This is a genomic window from Chitinophaga sp. OAE865 (genome assembly GCF_040546735.1).
Classification (GTDB): domain Bacteria; phylum Bacteroidota; class Bacteroidia; order Chitinophagales; family Chitinophagaceae; genus Chitinophaga; species Chitinophaga polysaccharea_A.
Genome location: NZ_JBEPOF010000001.1, coordinates 1,317,223 through 1,342,044, shown reverse-complemented (window position 1 = coordinate 1,342,044; position 24,822 = coordinate 1,317,223). Strand labels below are relative to the sequence as shown.

The 24,822-nt window shown below is 45.9% G+C and carries 23 protein-coding genes; 10 read left to right on the top strand and 13 right to left on the bottom strand.

Translation table 11 applies throughout. The annotated features are described in order from the left end of the window. The first annotated feature begins 10 nt into the window (after positions 1-10). Positions 11-289, top strand: a complete 279-nt coding sequence (locus ABIE50_RS05695; RefSeq protein ID WP_209867139.1) for a YHS domain-containing protein — start codon at positions 11-13, stop codon at positions 287-289. 66 nt (positions 290-355) lie between these two features. Here the strand turns inward: ABIE50_RS05695 and ABIE50_RS05690 are convergent, their stop codons facing one another. From ABIE50_RS05690 to ABIE50_RS05675, 4 genes are all read right to left on the bottom strand, one after another. Next, positions 356-1,780 carry a beta-helix domain-containing protein gene (locus tag ABIE50_RS05690; RefSeq protein WP_142684057.1) on the bottom strand — a complete coding sequence of 475 codons (1,425 nt, stop codon included), beginning with the start codon at positions 1,778-1,780 and terminating at the stop codon, positions 356-358. Between the two features lie 67 nt (positions 1,781-1,847). After that, entirely contained in the window at positions 1,848-4,640 is a 2,793-nt protein-coding gene (locus ABIE50_RS05685; RefSeq protein WP_209867141.1) for a TonB-dependent receptor, read from the bottom strand. A 192-nt stretch (positions 4,641-4,832) separates the two neighbouring features. Beyond that, complete coding sequence (locus ABIE50_RS05680; RefSeq protein ID WP_209867143.1) at positions 4,833-5,234, bottom strand: hypothetical protein; 402 nt, start codon at positions 5,232-5,234, stop codon at positions 4,833-4,835. A gap of 177 nt (positions 5,235-5,411) precedes the next feature. Next, positions 5,412-6,239: a UDP-2,3-diacylglucosamine diphosphatase gene (locus tag ABIE50_RS05675; RefSeq protein ID WP_209867145.1), complete on the bottom strand. Its 828-nt coding sequence runs from the start codon at positions 6,237-6,239 to the stop codon at positions 5,412-5,414. A gap of 181 nt (positions 6,240-6,420) precedes the next feature. Between ABIE50_RS05675 and ABIE50_RS05670 the strand changes: the two genes are divergently transcribed. From ABIE50_RS05670 to ABIE50_RS05635, 8 genes are all read left to right on the top strand, one after another. Continuing rightward, positions 6,421-7,071 (top strand): DUF47 domain-containing protein, encoded by a 651-nt coding sequence (locus tag ABIE50_RS05670; RefSeq protein ID WP_142684061.1) that lies wholly within the window; start codon positions 6,421-6,423, stop codon positions 7,069-7,071. Between the two features lie 42 nt (positions 7,072-7,113). Further along, the gene (locus ABIE50_RS05665) at positions 7,114-8,118 is read left to right on the top strand and encodes an inorganic phosphate transporter (RefSeq protein ID WP_142684062.1); all 1,005 of its coding nucleotides are present in this window, start codon (positions 7,114-7,116) and stop codon (positions 8,116-8,118) included. Positions 8,119-8,275: 157 nt separating this feature from the next. Further along, positions 8,276-9,148: a glucose-1-phosphate thymidylyltransferase RfbA gene (gene rfbA / locus ABIE50_RS05660; protein ID WP_209867146.1), complete on the top strand. Its 873-nt coding sequence runs from the start codon at positions 8,276-8,278 to the stop codon at positions 9,146-9,148. 30 nt (positions 9,149-9,178) lie between these two features. Next, positions 9,179-10,207, top strand: a complete 1,029-nt coding sequence (gene galE / locus ABIE50_RS05655) for a UDP-glucose 4-epimerase GalE (protein ID WP_354027885.1) — start codon at positions 9,179-9,181, stop codon at positions 10,205-10,207. Positions 10,208-10,259: 52 nt separating this feature from the next. Continuing rightward, positions 10,260-11,225 carry a transketolase family protein gene (locus ABIE50_RS05650; protein ID WP_209867148.1) on the top strand — a complete coding sequence of 322 codons (966 nt, stop codon included), beginning with the start codon at positions 10,260-10,262 and terminating at the stop codon, positions 11,223-11,225. Between the two features lie 289 nt (positions 11,226-11,514). Continuing rightward, positions 11,515-12,066 (top strand): RNA polymerase sigma factor, encoded by a 552-nt coding sequence (locus ABIE50_RS05645; protein WP_142684066.1) that lies wholly within the window; start codon positions 11,515-11,517, stop codon positions 12,064-12,066. Between the two features lie 108 nt (positions 12,067-12,174). Then, the gene (locus tag ABIE50_RS05640) at positions 12,175-12,906 is read left to right on the top strand and encodes a hypothetical protein (RefSeq protein ID WP_209867150.1); all 732 of its coding nucleotides are present in this window, start codon (positions 12,175-12,177) and stop codon (positions 12,904-12,906) included. Further along, positions 12,903-13,391, top strand: a complete 489-nt coding sequence (locus ABIE50_RS05635) for a hypothetical protein (RefSeq protein ID WP_209867151.1) — start codon at positions 12,903-12,905, stop codon at positions 13,389-13,391. The genes ABIE50_RS05640 and ABIE50_RS05635 overlap by 4 nt, the downstream gene beginning before the upstream one ends. A 42-nt stretch (positions 13,392-13,433) precedes the next feature. On the opposite strand, the gene ABIE50_RS05630 is transcribed toward ABIE50_RS05635, so the two are convergent. The 9 genes from ABIE50_RS05630 to purD all read right to left on the bottom strand — a co-directional run bounded on the left by ABIE50_RS05630 (position 13,434) and on the right by purD (position 22,876). Then, positions 13,434-13,781: a nuclear transport factor 2 family protein gene (locus ABIE50_RS05630; RefSeq protein WP_209867153.1), complete on the bottom strand. Its 348-nt coding sequence runs from the start codon at positions 13,779-13,781 to the stop codon at positions 13,434-13,436. A 38-nt stretch (positions 13,782-13,819) separates the two neighbouring features. Beyond that, positions 13,820-14,680, bottom strand: coding sequence for an AraC family transcriptional regulator (locus tag ABIE50_RS05625; RefSeq protein ID WP_209867155.1), 861 nt, complete (start codon positions 14,678-14,680; stop codon positions 13,820-13,822). Positions 14,681-14,747: 67 nt separating this feature from the next. Continuing rightward, the gene (locus ABIE50_RS05620; RefSeq protein ID WP_354027884.1) at positions 14,748-15,497 is read right to left on the bottom strand and encodes an MBL fold metallo-hydrolase; all 750 of its coding nucleotides are present in this window, start codon (positions 15,495-15,497) and stop codon (positions 14,748-14,750) included. 12 nt (positions 15,498-15,509) lie between these two features. Continuing rightward, entirely contained in the window at positions 15,510-16,796 is a 1,287-nt protein-coding gene (rodA, locus tag ABIE50_RS05615) for a rod shape-determining protein RodA (RefSeq protein WP_142684071.1), read from the bottom strand. A gap of 30 nt (positions 16,797-16,826) precedes the next feature. Further along, positions 16,827-18,764 (bottom strand): penicillin-binding protein 2, encoded by a 1,938-nt coding sequence (gene mrdA, locus ABIE50_RS05610; RefSeq protein ID WP_209867157.1) that lies wholly within the window; start codon positions 18,762-18,764, stop codon positions 16,827-16,829. 52 nt (positions 18,765-18,816) lie between these two features. Further along, on the bottom strand, positions 18,817-19,326 hold the full coding sequence (locus ABIE50_RS05605) for a rod shape-determining protein MreD (protein WP_142684073.1): 510 nt from the start codon (positions 19,324-19,326) through the stop codon (positions 18,817-18,819). Then, positions 19,323-20,210, bottom strand: coding sequence for a rod shape-determining protein MreC (gene mreC / locus ABIE50_RS05600; protein ID WP_209867159.1), 888 nt, complete (start codon positions 20,208-20,210; stop codon positions 19,323-19,325). The genes ABIE50_RS05605 and mreC overlap by 4 nt, the downstream gene beginning before the upstream one ends. Positions 20,211-20,301: 91 nt before the next feature. After that, complete coding sequence (locus ABIE50_RS05595) at positions 20,302-21,324, bottom strand: rod shape-determining protein (RefSeq protein ID WP_106527013.1); 1,023 nt, start codon at positions 21,322-21,324, stop codon at positions 20,302-20,304. A 274-nt stretch (positions 21,325-21,598) separates the two neighbouring features. Beyond that, entirely contained in the window at positions 21,599-22,876 is a 1,278-nt protein-coding gene (gene purD / locus ABIE50_RS05590; RefSeq protein ID WP_209867160.1) for a phosphoribosylamine--glycine ligase, read from the bottom strand. Between the two features lie 169 nt (positions 22,877-23,045). Here purD and ABIE50_RS05585 point away from each other — a divergent pair, with 169 nt between their 5' ends. Further along, positions 23,046-24,752 carry a peptide MFS transporter gene (locus ABIE50_RS05585; protein ID WP_209867162.1) on the top strand — a complete coding sequence of 569 codons (1,707 nt, stop codon included), beginning with the start codon at positions 23,046-23,048 and terminating at the stop codon, positions 24,750-24,752. Positions 24,753-24,822: the final 70 nt, after the last annotated feature.

Sequence of the window (24,822 nt, the reverse complement as noted above, 5' to 3'; positions counted from 1 at the left end):
AAACTTACATATGAAATACATATTCTTTGCCTGTAGCACCCTGGTCCTGTTTGCCTGCGCACAAAAGCAGCAACCCGCAGAAAATACTACTGCTCCTGCTGCCGCCGAAATGCCTGTGACTGCTGCAGTAAGCAATAAGCTCCCGGATCCCGTTTGTGAAATGCCCTACGACACCAGTTATAAAGAATGGGCTGTGTATAAAACAGATACTCTCCATTTCTGCTCCGCTACCTGTAAGAACGTGTTTGAGAAAGCGCCGGAAAAATATATGGCTAAACTTGGAAGATAATAAATAGCCGCCCTGGGTAAAAACCCGGGCGGCCTAAGATTACAGTTTATGAAATTTAAATAAATACTACTTGTTCACAAATTTGGTCCAGCCTTTAAACCAGGTATCACCTGCAGCTGCTGCACCAACATAGGTAGTCGTAGTAAAGGCACCACCACCTAATTTTGCGCTACTGAAATCCGCACCGGCCAGCAACGGAGAACCAGTTGCAGGAGTTGGATCAAAAGTAGTGTAACCTGTATTGGTCAGTTTTACATCGGCAATAGCAGCCAGTGTTTGATTGGCAAATGCTGCAGTACTGAACCAGGTCTGTGAATTAAACGTTGCAGTGCCAGGAGCTACTACCAGCGGACAACCTGCAATCGTGTTATTTTTATACTCAAGTGCATTGGAAGTTGCGCTGGCTTCTGTCAGTGCACCATCCAGGAACAAGCCAACAGGCCATCCTACAAATACAGAGTTGAATATGGATATTTTACTGTTCCTTCTGATATGCGCACCTCTTTTATAAGGAGCAGCAGTAGTAGCTGCAGTAGCATTAGCATAAGGACCAACAATGGTCATGTTGCTGAAGATAGCGGAAGTCTGCGGAGTTTTGGTAGTACCATCTGCATCGTTATCAGACTCAAAACCGTTGGAAGCACCGCTTGGACCAAAATCAGCGATCGCTGCGTCACGCAGTACCAGGCCAAACTGGATCTTTCCGGAGAAACCGTTATCTGTATCGAAATCGTCATCGGTAGCACGGTAGGAGATCAGGTGTTTGCAGTTCACTGTACCACCAAACCATTCAAAAGAATCATCACCTGAATAGCTTACCTGAACATAGTCAACGGTTGTACCGGAACCAACGCTACCAAAAGTAACACCATTGATCTCATCATTTACTGCGAAGGCAATACCAGGATATTCTATCCTTACATATTTCAGTATACCTGAATTATCATCGGCCTTGGTTCCGCCATGTAAACCGTAACCGGTAGCAGTTTCATTTACACCGCCTTCAACGGCCTGTAAACCGGCAACGCCATCTTTAGCGCCATTGTTTGGTGCGTTACCCAGCAGGATAAGACCACCCCAGTCGCCGCTGTTAGGCGTAGCCTGGTTTGACGTAAACACGATCGGAGCAGCAGCTGTACCTTGTGCATCAATCTTACCATTCCTGGTAATGATCAGCGCACCTTTATTTGGAGACTTAGATCCTTTAATGGTTACACCTGGCTCTATTTTAATAGTTGCACCATTCAATACAAAAGTGAAATCAGTCAGCAGGTAAGTTTTACCGGTTTTCAAAACAGTGTTGGTTGTGATCTGTTTTGGCAGTGTTTCAGGCGCTTCCTTAAACTCACTGTTATTGCTGGTTCTTTCAATTGTAGCTTTCGTCATGTCTACATTCTGCGTTGGCGGCGGAGTAGTAGGATCATCGTCTTTACCACAGGATGAAGCCATGATCACAGCTAAGAACATTACAGGAAACAGAATTTTTTTCATGTCAGATGGATTGAAATTAAATGCAGTTTTTAAAATCTATTATTCCTTATTATTAATCCTCTCTTTATCAGAATTTGTAAGAGAAAGAAAGATTCACGTTAGTACCGCCTTTGGTACTTATTCTCAGAAAGTCTGATGTTTTATCATACTTGCCATTGTCGTTGTTGTCCTGGTAGAAGTTGGCCGACTGGTTCAGGATATCGCTTACAGTCAGCTTAATTTCTCCTTTACGGAAAACTTTTTGAGACACCATGAAGTCCAGTAAGGATCTTGGCGCTTCATATACATCGGGTTCGGTGTCGTTACCTACAATGAAAATTCTTCTGCCAATGCGGTTAAACAATACGTTTGCTACAGTACCGGTGCTTTCTTTTTCAAACTGTAATCCAACATTCACTACGTAGGGCGATTGGCCCTGCATAGGCCGGTCTTTCAGCACCTTATCCTTTTCAAAGGAAACTTTATTATAGATATAGGCAACATTGGAAAACACGGTAAATGAGTGCCAGAATGCAGCATTATTTGGATTAAGGAAATCAAGATTCTTCCTGAACTCCAGTTCCGCCCCGGCACTGTTGGCCTTTGGAGCGTTCAGGTAGGTTAACCCTACAGAGCCTGCGCCACTGTTATAGAATCTTTCAATAGGAGAATCAAAGTGCTTATAAAAGCCTGCAATGGTTAATACCTCTCCGGAGCGGGGATACAGCTCATAGCGCAAATCCACGTTGGTCACTTTGCTTCTTTTCAGGTTGGAGTTACCTGATTCAGTGGCCATCAGGTCAAAGTTGTAGAAGGCAAATGGTGCCTGTTCACGAAACTCCGGCCGGATAACGGTCTGGGATGCACTGAAGCGGATATTGGTTTTGGCATTCAGCAGGTAAGTAAGGTTCAAAGAGGGCAGGATGTCTGTTACCGTAGTTTTGTTATTCTGCGGTCCATTCTGATTATACTTAATTGACTGGTCAAAATTTTCCACTCTTACACCCCATACCAGGCGCCAGTTGTCATAGATACTGTTGTCGAATTGCAGGTATCCTGCATTGAGCAAACCTTTGGCGCCATAAGCATCCGGTGTATTGGTAATTTCATCCATCCGCAATAAACGGTCGGTAAAATTCTCAGGCGCAAATATTTTATCAGGGGTCAAACGCACCAGGTCATGTGCGTAAGGATCGCTGGCGTCAAAAAGAGTATAACCCAACGCCCGCGGGGTAAAGCTGCGTTCCTTGCTCTGAACCAGGTAACCTGCTTTTATCTGTTGTTGCCTGCCTCCGATCTTTACAAACCTGCTCAGATCCAGGATGCCACCGTAAATATTATCATTCAGTTTGGAATAGAAACGGCCGGAACCGGTAAGGGTAGCGGAGCCACCGGAAGATATATTGGCATAGAAATCGTCCTTGCCGGCACTGCTGTTATAACCTAAGCGGCGCAGATCCGGTATGTCCTGTTTCATATTGGTGTAACTGCCGTTCCATTTGATTTTCACTTTCGCCTTTTCCCAGAAATGTTCGCCGGATAACTGTGAAGTGTAAATGCGGTTGCTGTTGAAGCCCAGCTCATAAGCGCGTACATCTGTTTCGGAAGGAATATCGTTACCATTTCTCACCGTGGTTGCCACGGTAGAATTCACACTATACAGGTTTTTAAAACTGATCTTATTCTTGCCGAACTGATAGGATAAGTTGGCCAGCCCGCCCCACAATACATTCTGCGTGGATTTTTTATCATTATAATTATAGATCCTTGAGCCATCGTTATCAAAGTCGGTACGATAAGTTTCAAAATTCCGGTTGTTGCGGTTATAGCTCAGCGACAATACCGCGCCAAAACGATTGCCCTCTTTTCCTTTATTGATACCTCCGGCAATCTGGAAGCTGGAATTAAGCGGCGTGTTTTTCGTATTCACCGACCAGATATCAGGGAATGATTTGGATACGGCAATTTTATCTGCGGTTGGCAGCTGATCATAACCCGTTTTGGAAGATGGAAAAACAGATGGCATTTTCCTTGTGCCATCGTCTATGCCGAGCCAATCCCTGTTGCCACCTTTATAAGTGTAAAAATCCTTCCCTGCCGACATGGTATTGAAGCCTGTACCGGCCAATACTGTCAGGAAGTTTTCGGAAGGAATATCTTTTGTATTTACCTGTACGAGGCCACCTGCAAATTCTGCGGGCAATTCAGGTACTGCTGCTTTATTAATTACAATATTTTCAACAATATTAGAAGGGAACAGGTCAAATGAAAATGTTTTTCTGTCGGGTTCTGTGCTTGACAACAGGGCGCCGTTTACAGTAGCCTGGTTATACCTGTCGGCAAGCCCGCGTACAACCAGGTATTTACCTTCCTGTAAAGACGCGCCGGATACTCTTTTCAATACTTCCCCGGTATTTCTGTCCGGTGATTTGCGGATAGCTTCTGCAGATACCACTTGCGCTACTGTATTGGTATTTTTTTGCAGGGTAAGCAGCGAATTGATAGTTTCCTGTTTTGCAGTTCCGGTGATCACCACTTCTTTCAGGCTTTTAGAGCTGCGTTCTTCCATCACAATATCAAGATAGGTGGGTTTGCCGGTGCTCACTATTACTTCAGATACTGATTTTGTCTGATACCCCATGAATTTGAACTCGAGGGTATAGGTACCAGGATCTACCAGTATCTGGTACCTTCCATCTACATCTGTTACCGCGCCTTTACCTGTACCCGCTACCACCACGGTTAACCCGATAATAGCTTCACCTGTTTTTTTGTCGGTTACTTTACCGGTAATTTTAGCCGGATCAGCTGCAAAGGAGGCATTGGCAAAGGAGCAGCACAGCAATAGTGCCCAGATAAGTACAGAAGATAGTTTTTTCACAATAACTTTTTAATCAGATTTTAATACGGTTTTAAGCCCGTTTTAATATTGATGGCAAAACTATTGGCACTACATTACCGCAGTGTTAACGGGGCATTACCAGAATGTTAATTGATAAAAAGCTTTTCAGGAGATCGCTGACAGTATTATAATATAGAAGGAAGGGATAACCAGGGTTAACTAAGAGAAGGATTACCACATATTTTGTTGCGGCGACTGACGATTATTATTTTTAAGCATATCGAGAGAAATATCCAGTTGGTAATCACGCTCCATTTTCCAGTCTGATGCCGGACAGGCGATCTGAAATAAATGCTGGCTTTTGTTCATGAAGGGTTTGTTGTCTTTATTGCACAACTCCAGTGAAAAATTAAAACGTTCTTCCACTTCTTCTTCAAACTCCCGCAGGCTCAGGGTTTCATCGATCGGAAACTCTACCAGGACGTCCTCTTCAAAACCGGCATCTTTTAATGTATCAAAGGTATTGGCAAGCGAGTTGCGCACATACACGGCCACGTTACAAAAGAGCAAACGCTGGATCTGCATCTGCAATAGGGAGATAGTCATTAAAGGATGTAACTTCAATACTTTCATCTAGCTGTTTTTCTTGCTTATTTAAATGTGCCACTATCGTCACACTTAATTATTTCTCTGGCAAACTTAGTAGTCTACTTTTAATTTAATATTAAGCACTTGTTATGATTTTGTGAAAATAATATTTTAAATATAAATATATTTAAAATATTTAAATGCAATAATAGGAAGAAAATATCAGGAGCCGGGGAAAGTAATAATACGGGTAGCATCCCAGTCGAGCCCATCATCATCGTCTTCCGCCAGCACAGCGCCTTTCCGGGTAACAGGATGCTGGTACAGGGTCCATTGCTGGTTATTATATTCAAGGGAGGTAAGACTCTCTACCCAATCTCCGGAATTCAGGTAAGTGATCGTTCTGCCTCCTGCCTGCATTTCCTTGATCAGGGGCTGGTGAATATGCCCGCAGCATACTACATCGAACTCTTTATCCGCAGCTATTTCGGCAACGGTTTGTTCAAAATCAGAGATGAATTTTACGGCCGATTTTACTCCCTGTTTTACTTTTTTGGAAAAAGACATCTTTTCCCTGCCCATACTTTCCAGGACATGGTTCACCAGCCGGTTGAGGATAATCAACAGATCATATCCTTTGCCTCCCAGCTTGGCAAGCCATTTGGAGTTTTTCATGGTCACATCGTATACATCGCCGTGAAAGAACCAATGCCGTTTGCCATCTACTTCCAGCACCAGCTTATTATCGATCGTAAAATTTCCCAGCTCAAAGCCCGCATATTTACGGAGCGCCTCATCATGGTTGCCGGTCAGGTAATATACTTCCGTACCCTTCCCGATCATTTTCAGGATCTTCCGGATCACTTTGGTATGCGCCTTTGGGAAATAACGTTTACTGAATTGCCAGATATCAATAATATCCCCGTTCAGTACCAGTATCCGCGGGTCAATGCTATCCAGGTATTGAACCAGTTCTTTGGCGTGGCAGCCGTAAATCCCCAGATGAACATCTGAAATTACAGCGATATCTAATGGGCGTTTATCCGACATTATAGGTATGTATGTACAGGTTGTAGGCAGCCTGTTTATGAGTATAATTTTCAATACAAAGGAAAAATCGCTATATTACTTTTATATTAATCCAGTGTTAAGGAATTATTAATTCACGTTTTTTACTGGCTGGGATAGATTCTGAAAGCTATTTTTGCGGCAAATTTTAAACACAAACTGTATGGGAGGCTTCAATTCTTTTGTTAAACTATTCATGCCGAAAGACCGGGTATTTTATTCTTTGTTTGAAGACGTAGCTTCCAATCTGGTAGAGATGGCAACCGTGCTCAATGAGCTGGTGGCAACCACGGATCTGGCTGTGAGAAAGGATAAAGTACACCTGATAGAACGCCTGGAACACAAAAACGACGATTATACACACCGCATATTTGTAGAGCTCGGACAGAATTTTATCACCCCGTTTGACCGTGAAGACATTCACTACCTGGCGGCTACACTGGACGACGTAGCAGATTATATCCACGGCTCCGCCAAAAGAATGGACCTCTATAAAGTACATTACATCAACGAAAGCATCCGCAAACTGGCAGAACTGATCCACCTTGGGGTGCTGGAACTTGCAAAAGCTATCCCTGAACTGCGCAATATGCAGAATATGCGCATCATTACAGATGCCTGCGTAAAAATTAACAGCCTGGAAAACCACGCTGATGACATCTACGACATGGCCATCGCCGACCTGTTTGATACAGAGCAGAATGCGGCAGAACTGATTAAAATGCGTGAAATCTACCAGGCGCTGGAAATCGCTACCGACAAGTGCGAAGACTGCGCCAACGTAATAGAAACCATTATTATCAAGTACTCCTGATAAAGGGGATTACAGTTCTGAACGCCTAATTCTCCTGATGTCATGACTTTACTAGTAATTATTATCATACTGGCATTCATTTTTGATTATATCAATGGTTTCCATGATGCCGCCAACTCTATAGCCACTATTGTGTCGACCAAGGTACTGACTCCTTTTCAGGCAGTGCTCTGGGCCGCAGTATTCAACTTTGTGGCCTTTTTTGTGGCCAAATATTACATCGGTGAATTTAAAGTAGCGAATTCCGTAGCCAATTCTGTATTTGAGCAGTTTATCACGCTGAAGGTGATCCTTTGCGGCCTGGTAGCAGCCATCACCTGGAACCTCTTTACTTGGTGGCTGGGTATTCCCTCCAGTTCCTCCCATACATTGATAGGTGGTTTTATTGGCGCAGCGGTTACTGCTTCCGGTGGCAATATTGATGTAATCAATTTCCACAAGGTATTGCCTACCGTGTACTTTATTGTACTGGCCCCTCTCATAGGTATGGTGGTGGCCTTTGTTATAACACTCATCATTGTCAATGTTTGCCGGAAGGCAAATCCCTACCGGGCAGAAAGCTGGTTCAAACGCCTGCAGCTGGCCTCTTCCGCGGCACTGAGCCTTGGTCACGGCAGTAACGATGCCCAGAAAGTAATGGGTATCATCTCTGCTGCAATGGTATCTGCCGGGTATATTCCCACCCTCAAGGCAATGCCCGACTGGGTGCCTCTGGCATGCTTTACCTGTATTGCGCTGGGAACCATGAGCGGCGGCTGGAAGATCGTAAAAACCATGGGTACACGTATCACCAAGGTAACCCCGCTGGAAGGCGTGGCTGCCGAAACCTCCGGCGCCGTTACCCTCTTCCTTACGGAGCATCTGGGCATTCCGGCCAGTACCACCCACGTTATTACGGGTGCTATCATGGGTGTGGGCGCTACCAAAAGGTTATCTGCCGTTCGTTGGGGTGTTACCGTATCCCTTCTGTGGGCCTGGGTTTTAACCATTCCTATCAGCGGGCTATTGGCTGCAGTTACCTATTTTATCGTAAACCTGTTCATTTAAAAAGTGGACCTGCAACATACTTAAAAGCTCTCCCGCAACCGCCGGAGAGCTTTTTTTATAAAAAAAAGACGCCAATTGAAAGAGAGCCGCTATTTTTGTGCGGTTTTTCTTCTAAAAAGAGAGACAAGTTAGTGACCATCAAAAATTGATCTTGTAAATGAAAGGAATTATCCTGGCCGGCGGCTCCGGCACACGGCTGCACCCCATCACGTACGCTATCAGCAAGCAGATAATGCCGGTATATGACAAACCAATGATCTATTACCCTCTGTCTACTTTAATGCTGGCGGGCATTAAGGATATCCTGATTATCTCTACCCCACATGACCTGCCGTCCTTTCAGCGGCTTTTCGGTGACGGGCAACAGCTGGGGCTGAATCTCAGCTATGCTGAACAACCAACCCCAAATGGCCTGGCCCAGGCTTTTGTGATAGGGGAAGAGTTTATCGGCAAAGACAGCGTAGCGCTCGTATTGGGGGATAATATCTTTTATGGCGCCGGCCTCGGCACGCAACTGGCACATAACACCAACCCCGAAGGCGGAATCGTATATGCTTACCAGGTATCCGATCCCGAGAGATATGGCGTAGTGGAATTCGATGCAGAAATGAAGGTGGTATCTATCGAAGAAAAACCCACACATCCGAAATCCAATTTCGCTGTACCCGGGCTCTATTTTTACGATAATGAAGTAGTGGAAATCGCTAAAAACCTGCAACCCAGCCCCCGCGGTGAATACGAAATCACCGACGTAAACAAAGAATATTTACGGCGCGGAAAATTAAAAGTTTCTATATTACCACGCGGAACAGCCTGGCTGGATACAGGCACCTTCGACTCGCTGATGCAGGCCTCACAGTTTGTACAGGTAATAGAACAAAGACAGGGAATAAAAGTAGCCTGCATCGAAGAAATTGCCTACCGCAAAGGGTTTATTACCGCCGGCCAATTAAAGGAGCTGGCCAAACCTTTGCTGAAAAGCGGCTACGGAGCATACCTTGAAACAGTGCTCAATCAAAAAGTTTTCTGAAATATCAAATAAACGTAAATCTGAAATATCATGAAGGTTCTTGTTACGGGTGGTTGTGGCTATATAGGCGCGCATACTATTGTAGATCTGATCAATAATGGTTTTGACGTGGTATCTGTAGATAGTAATATCAGAAGCACCACCCAATTATTAGATGGTATAGAGAAAATTACCGGAAAAAAGGTACGCAATTACAAAGTAGACCTTTGTAACCTGGAAGACACCAACGCGGTATTTCATGAAAACCGGGATATCGTTGGCGTTATCCATTTTGCAGCCCTGAAAGCAGTGGGAGAATCCGTAAACGAGCCCCTGATGTACTTTCAGAATAATCTCACCTCGCTGATCAATGTGTTGAAATGCGTGAAAGAATACAATATCCCCAACCTTGTATTCTCTTCCTCCTGCTCGGTTTACGGTAATACCAAAGCATTGCCGGTAGTGGAAGAAACCCCTCTCGGAGAGGCACAGTCGCCCTACGCACGCACCAAGCAGATAGGCGAACAGATCATTGAAGACTATAGCCGGGTAAATGAAACCAATTCTATCCTGCTTCGTTACTTTAACCCCGTAGGCGCACATGAGTCTGCCCTCATTGGTGAACTACCCCTGGGAAAACCAGACAACCTGGTTCCTGTAATCACTCAAACCGCCATCGGGAAAATCCCTAAAATGACCGTGTTTGGTACTGATTATGATACCCGCGACGGTTCCTGTGTACGCGACTATATCCATGTAATGGATATTGCTGCTGCTCACACCAAAGCACTCCAGTATCTCCTGGAACACCGGAATGCCAGCAACTGCGAAGTGTTTAACCTGGGCACCGGCAACGGTGTTACCGTACTGGAAGCCATCAAGGCATTCGAAAAAATTTCAGGTATTAAATTAAACTACACCACCGGCCCCCGCAGGGAAGGAGATGTGATTGCCATCTACGCCAATAACAGTAAAGCAAAGGAAAAGCTGAACTGGGAACCCAAAATCGGTATTGAAGACAGTATGCGCACCGCCTGGCAATGGGAAGTGAGCCTGCGTAATAAAGTACTGAGCAACTAGGATCCTCGTTTTTTAATGTTTACATTTACGCTTCAATTTTAAAAAGACCACAATGGTAAAAGATATTCAACCACTAAATGAAAAAGAAACCCGCGGTGGGTTTGGCGAAGGCATACTGGAAGTTGGCCGTAAAAACCCGAATGTAGTTGCCCTGACAGCAGATCTGCTGGGCTCCATGAAACTCAACGCATTTATTAAAGAATTTCCTGACCGCTTTGTACAGGTAGGGATAGCAGAAGCCAATATGATCGGCATCGCTGCAGGATTAACTATCGGCGGTAAAATACCATACACCACCACCTTCGCTAACTTCTCTACAGGAAGAGTGTACGACCAGATCCGTCAGTCTGTTGCTTATTCCAACAAGAACGTAAAAATATGCGCTTCCCACGCAGGTCTTACCCTGGGTGAAGATGGCGCTACCCACCAGATCCTGGAAGATATAGGCATGATGAAAATGCTTCCCGGAATGACCGTTATCGTACCCTGCGATTTCAATCAGACCAAAGCAGCTACCATTGCTATAGCCGACTACGAAGGACCTGTATATCTCCGCTTCGGTCGCCCGAAATGGCCCAACTTTACCCCTGAAGACCAGAAATTTGAAGTGGGTAAAGCCCAGATCCTCCACGAAGGAACCGATATTACCTTATTCGCCTGCGGCCACCTGGTCTGGATTGCCATCGAAGCCGGTAAAGTGCTGGAAGAAAAAGGCTACAGCGTGGAAATCATCAACATCCACACTATTAAACCACTGGACGAGGCTGCCGTGATCGCTTCCCTGAAGAAAACAGGTTGCGCCGTTACAGCTGAAGAACATAACGTACTCGGTGGCCTGGGCGACAGCATCGCACAGGTGGCCGCCCGCCATATACCCGTTCCCATTGAATATGTTGGTACCAACGATACCTTTGGCGAAAGCGGTAAACCCCTGGACCTGCTGAAAAAATACGGCCTCGATGCAGACCATATCGTTGCAGCAGCAGAAAAAGCCATGCAGCGTAAGAAACAAGCCTAAGCCGATCGCCTACGGCGATTGTCTTGGAACACTGATTACGCTGATTTTGATGATTAGTTTGATTCTATTTTTTAGCGATAATTATAATTAAGGGAGATAAAAGCGATCCGCTTGTATCTCCCTTAATCTTTTATAAAATCCAAAGAATAAAATCAAACTAATCATCAAAATCAGCGTAATCAGTGTTCCAAGACAAAATCCGCATTAAACCTTTTGCCATTCTCCGCGTCTCATGAACGGGTTTTTATTTATATTCAATGAACTAAAACCTGTTAGAACCATTTAACCTATGGCCGTTTCACAGGACGATAAATCACTATTGGCATTATACCGCGCACCTGATACAAAGGAAAAAGGGTTTACCCTTATTATCCAAAAGTACCAGGAAAGGCTTTACTGGCATATCCGCAGGATGGTAATGGATCATGACGATGCCAATGATGTGCTGCAAAACGTTTTTATTAAAGTGTGGAAAAACCTGGAAAACTTCCGGGAAGATGCACAATTGTATACCTGGCTCTATAAAATAGCCACCAATGAAAGTCTCACTTTCCTGGAACAACAGAAACGTAAAACATCCGTTTCCCTGTCTGAAGTGGAAACCGGCTTAAGCAATAAACTCAGGGCAGACCCACAGTTTGATCCCAACAAACTGGAATGGAAACTGCAACGGGCCATCCTCAGTTTACCTGATAAACAACGGCTCGTATTTAATTTGCGCTATTATGATGAAATGCCCTACGAAGAAATGAGCAAAGTGCTGGATACCTCGGAAGGCGCGCTGAAAGCCTCTTATCATCATGCTGTTAAGAAAATCGAGGAGTTCATCCGCAACGGCTGAACATAAATTTTACAAATATTTATTTTAAGTAATTTTTAAAGAATTTTACCAAAACATTAAAATCACATTAAACTATTAATACCGTTTCCTGTCTAAAAAACAGTAAATATGAACAGGCAAACTTACATATCAGACGAATTAATGCAGATAGCTCCGGGCGTCAACTGGCCTGCAGATGTACCGTTTACGGTACCTGCAGACTATTTTGAACATCTTCCCGCCGTTATCATGCAGCAAATTCAACTGGAAGACCTGCGCAATACAATGCCTGCTGTTCCCAGCCACCCGGTCACCATTCCGACCGGTTATTTTGAAGAACTGCCCAAAGCCATCCTGCAACGGATCCAAACAGAGGAAAAGCAGCCGGACTTTATTGCTGTAAATGAAGAGCTGGAAACCCTTTCCCCCTTCCTGGCAGCAATACCCAAAGCGACACCTTTTACAGTTCCCGACGGCTATTTTGAATCCCTTCGGGCAGAGTATCCCGGTACACCAAACTCACTACGAACAGTACACAGGAACCGCACCGCTACATGGCTGAAATGGACCGTGGCCGCATGCCTTACCGCGTTTATCGGCGGCAGCGCCCTTCTGTTCGTCATCAATAACAACAACCATCATAACAATATAGAAAAACAGCTGGAAGCCCTGGATGACCAGGATATTGTTAATTACCTGCAAACCCACACCGATCCCTTTGATAATGATGCTTTCTTTGCAACTTCCGTGGAAACAACCCCGGTGCAAAGCCAGCTGAATGAAGCAGTTCCACTGGAAGCTATAGAAAAATACCTGCAACGGACCGATTTATCAAAGGAAGTGTTACCTGAAAAACAATGATGAAACGTTTTTATTTTATATGGATTACAATGTTTGTGCTCCTCACCCAACCCGGGGTGAGCAATGCACAGCAAACCGCGTCCGAAAGTGCAGCTGAAAAAATAAAAGCCATTCAAATCCAGTACCTGTCCCAGAAACTAAACCTCACTCCCGAGGAAGCCCAGAAATTCTGGCCGGTTTATAATAACTACACCCATGAAGTAGAACAATTGATAGCAGAACGCCATCAGAAAAGAGACCTGGAAAAAACCGCTTCCGATAACGCCGATGACGCCGCCCGGAGAAATATGGATAAGGAACTGAAGTACGAAAAACGGTTGCTGGATATTAAATCCCGCTACAGTACAGAATTTCAGCGGGTGCTGCCCGGCAGGAAAGCAGGTATGGTGTTTAAAAGCGAAAGAGAGTTCCGGACTATTATGGTTAACCATCTCAATACCCAACGCATGAACCGTATGGGACAAGGCCCGAGAAGAAGGCCATAGGAAGAATTACGGGAGCCCGCTCCCGCAATTCAATTCCACTACTTATTTATAATGCGCCCTTACTTCAATCACCAACCCTTTCTCATTAATCACCATCAGCTCCGCACTTAATTTATCGTTGATGCTTTTGTAATAAAGCACTATAGAGTTCACTCCCTCCAGGATATGATACAGCTCAAAATGCAGATCAGGATAAGCTTCCAGCCCTCTGTTAAAATAAGCGCGCAGCTGCTCCTTTCCCTGGATACGGCCCGTAGGATCGTTATTGATCTTTTTAATTAAGGGAGAATAAAAAATAATATCATCATCGTAATGCGACATTATTTCATCGAGGTTATGGGAGTTCCAGGCCTGCACCCAGGCTTCACCAATGTGGGTAAGACTTTCCATTGCTTTTTTCTCACAATATAAGTCGCCGGCGGATACTACTATTTGCTGAAAAGATCAGTTTCCATTTTACGCCATTGCAACGGGGTTACTTTAAAACAGCGGCGGAACTGCCGGTAAAAATGGGTCACATCTTCAAACCCGGTGCTATAGGCTATTTCCGGGATCGGCTGCTCAGTAGTGCGCAGCAGGAAACCAGCCATCTGCAGCCGCTTTTCCAGCACCCAATGCATGGGAGAACTGTGATAAATATCCCGGAAACGGCGTTTCAGTGTAGCGGTGCTCATATGCCCCATTGCCGCCATCTCTTCCAGTAAACGTACTTCTGCGATACCGGTGCTTAGCTTCTCCATCACGTCGGGAAGGGGGTACATAGCGGATTTGGCAAGCATTGCGCTGATTGCTTCATTACCGGAAATAAGATGAAGTGCCTCTGAAATAATCTCATGATAACCAGGGGAGGAAAGGCTTCCATTTTTAAACCGGCGCAAAAGTGACCAGGTGAAGTGGCGCCAGTGGCCACCAGCCGGGAGCGTAGTTAATGCCCGTCCGGGAGTATTGTTTTTATTGTCCTTCTTTTTAAGCGATGCCAGGATCATCTCATCGGGGATCACCAGGTTAATGCTGCCGTATTGTTGCCGGGGAGGCAATATCTCAGAGCAGAGCAGGCTGCCGGCCGGAATTACCATCACATCGCCGGCCTGCAGGTAATGTACCTGCCTGCCATCGTACATTCTTTTCTCGCCCTCTATCACCAGGTTGAGCACCGTTTGCGGAATATAAAGCTCATGGGACGCCTGTTGACGGTAAACACTGTACGATGCCCAGCTCCGGCCCTGTTGTTCCCACGTTTTGATGGTATGCTGTCCTGCAAGCGACAAGCTGTCAAACGGCGTATACATCTTATTATCTCCCCGAATCCTTTAAAATCCAAAGTGATCAAATCAAAGTAATCAGCGTAATCCTGAGTCAGACAAACTTCACAAAAGGCTCTTTGGTATCATGATAAAAGAGGAAAGTCCAGCCTTCCTGTTTACCACGCTCCAGGAATTCCTGGCGAAGCTCCATACTACGTTTGCCGTCATAATCATATTTGGCTGCAAACCGGCTTTTCATCTGGGATATCTGCGGCGCCACATCTCCCCCGAAAAATATTTTACCCTCCCCGTCATCCACCAGGAATACCTGGTGATAAGGGCAGTGGCCACCAGTTACTTCATAATGAATATACCCGTCTATAGTACCATTACCGGTAGTGAATACAACGTTATCGCGCTGTTGTAACAGCATAATATCTTCGGAGAGATAGGATTTGCCGGAATGTTCCACAGCGTAGAGCATTTCCTCGTTGTTCACATAATAGGTAGCGCCGGGAAAATTGAGTGTACGTTCCCCCGTGATCGGATCCTCGGAAGAAACGCCGCCGGAATGGTCTTTATGCAAATGGCTCATCAATACTTTGGTAATCTCCATTGGATTAATGCCATTGTCTACCAGGTGTTGATGGATCTGCAATACACCATCAGGGTTACGGAACCCCAACCCGGTGTCGAATAAAATATAATCATGGTCGGTAATTACCAGGAACGGCTGTATTTCCACCAGCAACGAACCATGCGGGCGGTCCTGCATGCTATCTGTGCCCAGCTTAAAAGGAAAAAACTTCTTGGTCCCGTCAACGGTAAATGACCCTTCTGATAATGGAATGATACGTGCCATTTTGCAAAGATACTATCTTAACACCATCTGGCGGTCGGCATCCAACCGGAGCAATATAAATATCAGCATAGTAAACGTCATCAGGGAAGACCCTCCATAACTCACCAATGGCAACGGGATACCGATTACCGGCGCCAATCCTATGGTCATGGCAATATTAATGGCCAGGTGGAAAAAGATAATACTGGCTACTCCGTATGCATAAACGCGCGTAAAGGTCGATCGCTGTCGCTCCGCCACAAAAATGATCCGGAAAAGCAGGGCTACATATATCCCCAGGAAAATAACGCTGCCGAAAAAGCCGAAATCTTCCCCTATTGTGCAAAAAATGAAGTCGGTGCTTTGCTCAGGTACGAAATCGTAACGGGTTTGGGTGCCCTTCAGGTATCCTTTTCCCCAGAAACCACCGGAGCCGATGGCAATCATACTCTGCCTGGTATTATAGGTGGCTTTAGGATCATTCTCCTTGCCCAGCATCACCTCAATACGGCGTACCTGGTAATCCTTCAGCACTTTGGTAAATACAAAAGGAACCACGAACATTACAAAAAGCCCGCAGAAGGCATAAATACCCAGTATCAGCGCCAGCTTCGATCGCTTTCGTTTTATTTCGCGCCGCATAAAATATATGACAAGCGCGGTGATGACCGTGAAAATAATAAAGAGCACCGTTCGGTCTACCAGCAGGGCCGACAATACCAGCACAATTCCCGAAAAGGCAATTACCAGCAGCACGCCGGGCAATCCTTCCCGAAACATTACCAGGAAGAAGGAAAAATATACCAGCGCCAATCCTGTTTCGTCCTGCAAAATGATAATACCCGCCGGTATCAAGGCCAGTGCAGCAGCTATCAGCCTCGATCGTAGTTTCGTGAAATCCGTTTCCTGCGACGACAGGTACTTGGCAAGCGCCAGGTTGGTGCAGAGTTTGGTCAGTTCCGCAGGCTGGAACTGGAATCCGCCGATCACCAGCCAGGAATGCGATCCTTTTACGTCTTTACCTATCCCCAGCACGAGCAGCAGCAACAATAGCCCGCCCGCATACATGAGGTTGGCTGTAGCGGTAAAGAACTTACTGTCCGTTAGCCATATAATAGCCGCCAGCACAATCGACACACCAAACCAGATGAGCTGCCTTGAATAGTTTTTATTCGGATGCAGGATATCCTGCCACACGCTATCATCCCCCCGGTATTCCGCAGCAAAAATGGACATGATGCCTATGATCACCAATGCCAGGTACAGGCCAACTATTGGCCAGTCAATCCCTTGTGTCAGTTTGGCTTGCGAGCGGTTCATTATTGATTAATCGGTTTATTCGATGATTGGTTAAGGCTTATTCTTTTTAATAACTGCGTTCTGATTCAATGAGTCAAGGTGCGATTTTGCCAGCATGGCCTGATCTATTGTTACTGTTTCCATCACTGATTTCAACAGTGGCTGACGTTTGGTGGAGATACTGTCTTTCAGGTATTTCTCCATCATCAAACTGGCAATAGGCGCTGCATACTTTGCACCGAAACCGGAGTTCTCCACGATCACGGCTATGGCTATACGAGCTTTCTCCGCAGGGGCAAAGGCCACAAATACCGCGTGGTTCTTCAATTTTGTTCTTACTCCATTCACTATCCCATAATTTTCTGCGGTACCTGTTTTACCACCGATAGTAATCCCTTCAATTTGTGCAATACGGCCGGTACCGCTTTCCACCACATCCGTCATACCATGAATAACCGCACTGTAGGCAGTATCAGAGATATGAGCCACCTCGTGCTTTTGTTTGTATTTGTCCAGGAGATGGGTATTGTCGTTGTCGATGCTTGCCACAAAATGCGGGATATAGTAAGAGCCACGGTTAGCCACAATACACATGGCATTTGCCATTTGCAGCGGTGTTAACAGCAGTTCCCCCTGTCCGATCCCTAAGAACACAGAAGTACAGGAGTTCCAGCTGCCTTTGTACCTGGCATCATAATATTTCTTATCCGGCACCAGTCCCCGGCCTTCACTGGGAATGTCTATTCCCACTTTATGACCAAAGCCGAAGCTGTTCATATAATCGGCCCATTTCTGCATACCGCCTACCTTGATACCTCCGAATTTACCGGCATCCACACTCAGGCGGTATACGTGCGAAAAATAGGAGTTACAGGAATGCGATAAAGCCAGCCGCAGGTTGGCTGCGTGCCCTGCATCATGGTGCTCGCACTTGATAGGCCGCGAACAACCGTAATAGGCGCCACCGCAGGGGTAACCAAAACTGGGGGTGATCACCCCTTCATCCAGCCCCACCAGTGCAATCATCGGTTTAAACGTAGATCCGGGCGGATAAGTAGCCTGGATAGCACGGTTAAACAGCGGCTTGGTAGTATCTGTATACAGTTTGCTGAAGTTGGCGCTCCGGTAAGGACCGGTAAGCAGGTTGGGGTCGAAGCTGGGGCCGCTTACCATAGCCAGGATACCGCCTGTTTGCGGATCGATGGCTACAATACTGCCCGATTTGCCTTTCATTAATTTTTCACCAAGCACCTGCAGTTCAATATCCAGGGAGAGGCGCAGGTTCCTGCCGGCTACCGCCGCACTGTCAAATTCCCCGTTCTCATAGGATCCCTGTGGCCTGTTGAGATTATCTTTGATCAGGTATTGTATCCCACGCTGTCCCATGAGCACCGTTTCATAGGTTTTTTCAAGTCCCGTGAATCCGAGGTAGTCACCGGAGTTATACAACCCGTAATTAGCAGTGTCCTTTAACATGGCGGGGGAAATTTCCGCGATATATCCCAGGATATTAGCTGCTGCTGAATAAGGGTAGGAGCGTATTTGCCGGGGTACCAGTTCAAAGCCGGGCTGGAAAAGGTACATGCTTTCCTGTAGTTGCCCGAATATTTCCGGGGCCAGGAGAGGAGCAAAAACCGATTGTCTTACACGCCCGTTTTTAATAATGGCGGTAACGATCCGTTTTCTGAATTCTTCTTTATCTATTTTTAAAATATTACAGAGATAACCGGTATCAATGCTTTTTACACTGGCAGGCGTAACCACCAGGTCATACAATACATCGTTGCCAAGGATGCTGCGGTTCTGCCGGTCGTAGATGATACCACGGCTTGGGTAAATGACCTTACGAAGCACGGCATTGGCATCCGCCAGCTTGGCGTATTTCTTTTCCACTACCTGGAGAAAGAATAACCTGGTGATGATCAGTACCACCATCCCAAGTATGATCAGCTGTATTACTCTTTTCCTGGGCTGATTGAATACTGACATGCTATTAAGGACGGAATTATTTTAAGTTACAAACCTACGTAAAAAGCAGCTACTATTTTTTTGAGAAGAACAGCAGTTCATATAGCACAATCAGGAAAAGACTGGCCAGTGTTGAAAAGACGATCTTCATCACCAGGTATAACGGGTTGCCCATACCAAATACTTCCAGTATGAAGAAAAGTGTATGGTGCAGGAATACCAGGATAGCAGCATAGATGAGAAACTGGGACACGCCCATACTGGTCATCGAAGGCGTTTTCTGGGTAGTTTCAAAACCTCCCTGGGGCGATAGGATATTTATAATAAACGGGCGCAGATAAGCAATGAACACGCAGGCGGCTGCATGCATGCCCGGTGTATTCATAAACATATCCAGCGAAAGTCCCATCAGCAAACCCAGGAGCATCAGCACCGGGCGTGGCAGGTTAAATGGCAGCGCCAGTACAAACAGCATATAAAGATAGGGGCTCACCAGCTGGTGCAGCAATATTTCATTGAGCACGAACACCTGAATCAGCAGCAGGAGCACAAAGCGGATTATATTTCTTAACAGTATACTCATTTAATCAACTTATACGTTGAATCTTCCAATCGTTGTTGTTCTTCTTTCAGCAGGTTTTCTATCACGTACACATATTGCAGGTTAAAGAAATTGGTAGCCAATTTTAACCGGATAGTAAACGAAGTGCTGGCCTTATCTCCTACGGCAATGCTTTCTACATAGCCGATCGGGATGTTTTCAGGGAACAGGGCCGAGAAACCGCTGGTCACTACAGTATCTCCCTTATGTATCTTGGCGCTTTTCGGCACATCTTTCAGCAGGGCATAACCGGCATCTTCGCCATCCCAGTGTACGGAGCCCATTTCCTTTCCCTGTCCCAGGCGGGCGCTGATGGATACGGAATTGGATTTGGAGAGCATAGACAGCACTACTGCGTAGTTATCGCTCACGCTTCTCACTACGCCCACCACGCCGCTGCTGCTGATAACGCCCATGTTGGGGCGGATCCCCTGCAGGCTGCCGCGGTGAATAGTAATATAGTTAACAGGCTTATTGATGGAGTTGTTGATCACTTTAGCGGAGAAGTACTCATACCGCCGGATCTGTGTGCCAATAACACGGTGTGCAGTATCATCGCTGTATTGGCGAACGGTATCTGTTTTGATCCCGTTGGTGGTAATCATGCTGTCGTAACTGGTACGGAGCATATTGTGCAGGCGCATGTTCTCATTCACCAGGCTGTCGTTGGTCGACTTCAGATGAAAGTAATATTGGACATTATTATACTTATCATATAATTTCCCGCTGATGTCATTAGCGGAACTGAGATAGGCGGCGCGCTGAAAGTTGTTATGCTGGAACACCAGTACCATACAAATCACTTCCAGCAGCAGAAATAAGAAGAAGTTAAAATATCGCCTAAAGAAAATGATTAGATTTCGCACAAGCGCGCACTATTTTAGGATTTGGTTATCCGGATACATTGTTCTTCCTTCCCACAGGATGAATAACAACATATCCGGATCACAAATGGTTTTATTGCATCAGGAACGGATACTTGCCTACATGCTTCAAGGCAATACCAGTACCTCTAACCACCGCACGTAAAGGATCGTCCGCTACATGTACCGGCAGTTTAATTTTTTGGGTAAGACGTTTATCCAGGCCACGCAGCAGGGCTCCGCCGCCGGTCAGGTATAAACCTCTGCGGTAAATATCTGATGCCAGCTCAGGAGGCGTTGTTTCCAGCGCTTTCAGGATGGCTTCTTCGATCTTAAAGATAGATTTATCAAGGGCTTCCGCAATTTCCTGGTAAGATACCATGATCTGTTTGGGAATACCGGTTACCAGATCCCTTCCGTTAACAGGAATATCATCCGGTGGGTTGTCCAGTTCTTTCAGGGCAGATCCGATATGGATCTTGATCTGTTCTGCTGTTCTTTCACCGATCAGGAGGCTATGATAACGGCGCAGGGCTTCCATGATATCAGCAGTAAATTCATCACCGGCAATACGGATACTCTGGTCGCACACAATACCTGCCAGTGCAATTACGGAGATACCGGTAGTACCACCGCCTATGTCAATGATCATGTTACCTACCGGCTCTTCCACATCGATACCAATACCGAGTGCGGCTGCCATAGGCTCATGGATCAGGTATACCTCTTTCGCCCCTGCCTGCTCAGCGGAGTCACGCACTGCTCTCTTTTCCACTTCCGTAATACTGGAAGGAATGCAGATCACCATGCGCCAGCTGGGTGCAAATAAAGGTTTCTTGGGGTAGATCATTTTTATGAGTTCCCTGATCATTCCTTCAGCGGCATTAAAGTCCGCTATCACGCCATCTTTCAGGGGACGTATAGTACGAAGATATTCGTGTGTTTTTTCGTGCATCATCATGGCCTTTTTTCCTACTGCCACAATTTTGCCACTAGCCCGTTCTATCGCTACAATGGAAGGCTCGTCCACTACCACCTGGTCATTATGAATTATCAGCGTGTTCGCTGTACCAAGATCAATCGCGATTTCCTGCGTTAAAAAATTAAAAAATCCCATTGTTGATACGGTCAAAAATTAGAATGCAAAAATGAATAATTCCAACGAATATACGATGCAAAAAATGGATATTCTTGCAATAATACAGCTAAATATTAAAAAAAGTTATTTGTTGTATAAACGGCATAGTAACAGCTCTCTTTATGCTCCGACCAGATGAACGGGATAACCCCGTTTTAATTGTTCCTGCTGCCTAAAATTGTGCCTTTACAAGTCCCGCTTTTCAATTGTCCTGTACCAGTCCTCCCCACTGTAAATGAATCCCGGTCAACGGTTAAATGAATTCATAACCGATATCCCGGCGGTATACCTTGCCGTCAAATGTGATCTGCTCCGCTGTTTGTATAGAATGTGCCAGTGCCATGGTCAGGTCTGATGCCAGTGAAGTAATAGCCAATACACGGCCGCCATTGGTCAGCACCTCATCGCCTTCCTGACGGGTACCGGCATGAAACACCACCTGATCGCGGGTAGGCGCGGGGATACCATTGATCACCTTATTCTTTTCATATGCTTCAGGATACCCTTTCGATACCAGCATTACCGTAGCTGCTGCACGCTCGTCTGCGTATATGGTTTGCCCGCTCAGTTTGCCGGTCATCACCGCACTGAACAGTTCCAGTGCATCATTCTTCAAACGTGGCATCACCACTTCCGTTTCCGGATCGCCCATACGGCAGTTATATTCAATTACAAAAGGCGAACCTTCTACATTAATCAGGCCAAAAAAGACAAAGCCATGATACACAATGCCTTCCCTGGAAAGGCCCGCTATAGTGGGCCGGATCACTTCATCTTCCACCTTTTTCATAAATGCGGCATCTGCAAACGGCACGGGAGATACCGCTCCCATACCACCTGTATTCAGCCCAAGGTCGCCTTCACCGATTCTTTTATAATCCTTTGCTTCAGGTAATATCTTATAAGTGTGGCCATCCGTAATTGCGAATACAGACAGCTCAATGCCGGTAAGAAATTGCTCTACTACCACGGTTTTACTGGCATCTCCGAACTTCGCGGAACGGATCATCTGCTCAAATTCTTCTGCCGCTTCTTCATAGGAAGCCGCTATTACCACGCCTTTACCTGCCGCCAGGCCATCGGCCTTTAACACAATTGGTAAGGAGTGCTGTTGAAGATAGGCCAGGCCCTCTTCATAATTCTGCTCATTAAATTCCCGGTAGGCAGCAGTGGGAATATTATTCCTTTCCATAAACAGCTTGGCGTAAGCCTTACTCCCTTCCAGCTGTGCGCCTTGCTTTGAAGGGCCCAGTACAGGGATATGCTGCAGCAGGGGATCATTCTGAAAGAAATCATAGATCCCGTTTACCAGGGCTTCTTCAGATCCGGGCACCACCATGTCTATCGCATTATCCAGGCAAAAGGTCTTTATCTTTTCAAATTCACTTACACCCATGTTAACGTTCGTGCCGCATTGAGCGGTACCGGCATTACCCGGTGCAATAAATAACTGACCGCAAAGGGTACTTTGTGACATTTTAAGGGCCAGTGCGTGTTCCCGGCCACCACTTCCAAGTAATAGTATGTTCATATGAATTGCCTAATAAATGCAGATGCGAAAGAAAGTGCAAAGAAAGATCAAAAAACCGCAAAAAATGAGCATTTATACCATTTTTTTACGGAGATTAACGATTTTATTTAACTTGCCACATTTAAAGGTTCACGAAATCTAAACAACTATTGCTAAAACTAACCAATTTATGATGCAAACTACTGTTGCACAAGAGTCCCCTATTGCCTCGCAGAAGGGCCACCCTAAGGGGCTCTCAGTATTATTTGCCACGGAAATGTGGGAACGCTTCAATTTTTATGGCATGCGGGCGTTGCTAACGCTCTTCCTGGTAAATGCGCTGGCTTTCTCAGAAGCAGATTCCTCTATCATCTATGGCGGCTTTCTTGGCTTATGCTATCTTACCCCCATGCTGGGAGGATACATCTCCGACAGGTATCTCGGTAACAGGAACTGTATTATATTAGGTGGTTTTATAATGGGCGTAGGGCAGCTGCTCATGGTGCTCAGCGCCATTCTCTATGCCACCAACGTGGACACAGCCAAAATGATCGTTTGGCTCGCCCTCTTCATAATTATTATGGGCAACGGCTTTTTTAAACCCAACATATCTTCTATGGTGGGCCAGCTTTACCCCAAAAACGATGGCCGCCTCGATTCTGCCTTCACCATCTTTTATATGGGCATCAACATGGGCGCCTTCCTGGGTATGCTCATCTGCCCCATCCTTGGCGACGTAAAAGTAGACGGTGTAAGAATGGTCAGCGCTTTCAAATGGGGATTCCTTGCTGCCAGCATAGCCATGTTCACAGGAACTATCCTGTTTTTCTTCCTGAAAGATAAATACGTAATAAAACCCAACGGTGAAGCCATCGGCGGTAAACCGGATTTCTCCAAAACTCTTACTGCCACCGGCGAAGCCGATAAAGCCAAATTTACTACCGGCGCCATTATCGGTGTCCTCGTTTTAATGGTAGTCCTCTTCTTCGGTATCCACTTCCTGTCGCTCGATCCCAACCCAATCAAATCATGGGTGTATCCATTTATATATGCAGCCGGTATCAGTCTTGCTGTATTGATCCTTACCGATAAATCCATTACCAAAGTAGAAAGACAACAAATCACCGTTATCTATTTCGTGGCCTTCTTCGTTATCTTCTTCTGGGCCTGCTTTGAACAAGCTGGTTCCTCCCTTACCTTTGTAGCTGATTATCAGACAGATCGCCGCCTCTTCGGCTGGGATATGCCTCCTTCCTTCGTTCAAAACGCCAACTCTATCTTCATCATCGTATTTGCATTGCCTTTCAGCTGGTTATGGCTCAAATTACAACAGCGTAACCTGGAGCCTATCTCTCCCATGAAACAATCCATCGGGCTGGCATTACTGGCATTCGGGTTCTTTATCATCGCCCTGCAAATGAAGAGCCTCGGCCCCAACGAAAAACTTGGTGTTAGCTGGCTGATCCTGATGTACCTTTTCCATACGCTTGGCGAATTGTGCCTGTCGCCCATCGGGCTCTCGCTGGTAGCCAAGCTGGCGCCTCACCGTTTCTCCTCCCTGCTTATGGGAGTATGGTTCCTCGCCAATGCCGCCGGTTATGCACTGGCCGGTACCCTGGGAGCACTGTTGCCACCCACACTGGATAAATATCAGCTCGCTTCGCAGAACGGTATCGACCTGAAAGGCATTCTCGATGGCACCATCACTGCCACTGCGCAGCAACTGGATAAATTACAGGAGCTTAAACTGGCTACACATTACCCTACCTTCGCAGGTTTCACCATCCACAACCTCTATGAGTTTTTCATGGTGTTTGTGATCCTGCCGGGAGGCGCTGCCATACTACTGTTCCTCTCTACCAGCTTCCTGAAAAAATGGATGCACGGTGTCCGGTAGTCAATATTATTATAAAAAGGAAAGGAGGAAAGCGGATAACTTTCCTCCTTTCCTTTTTTAAAAGTAAATT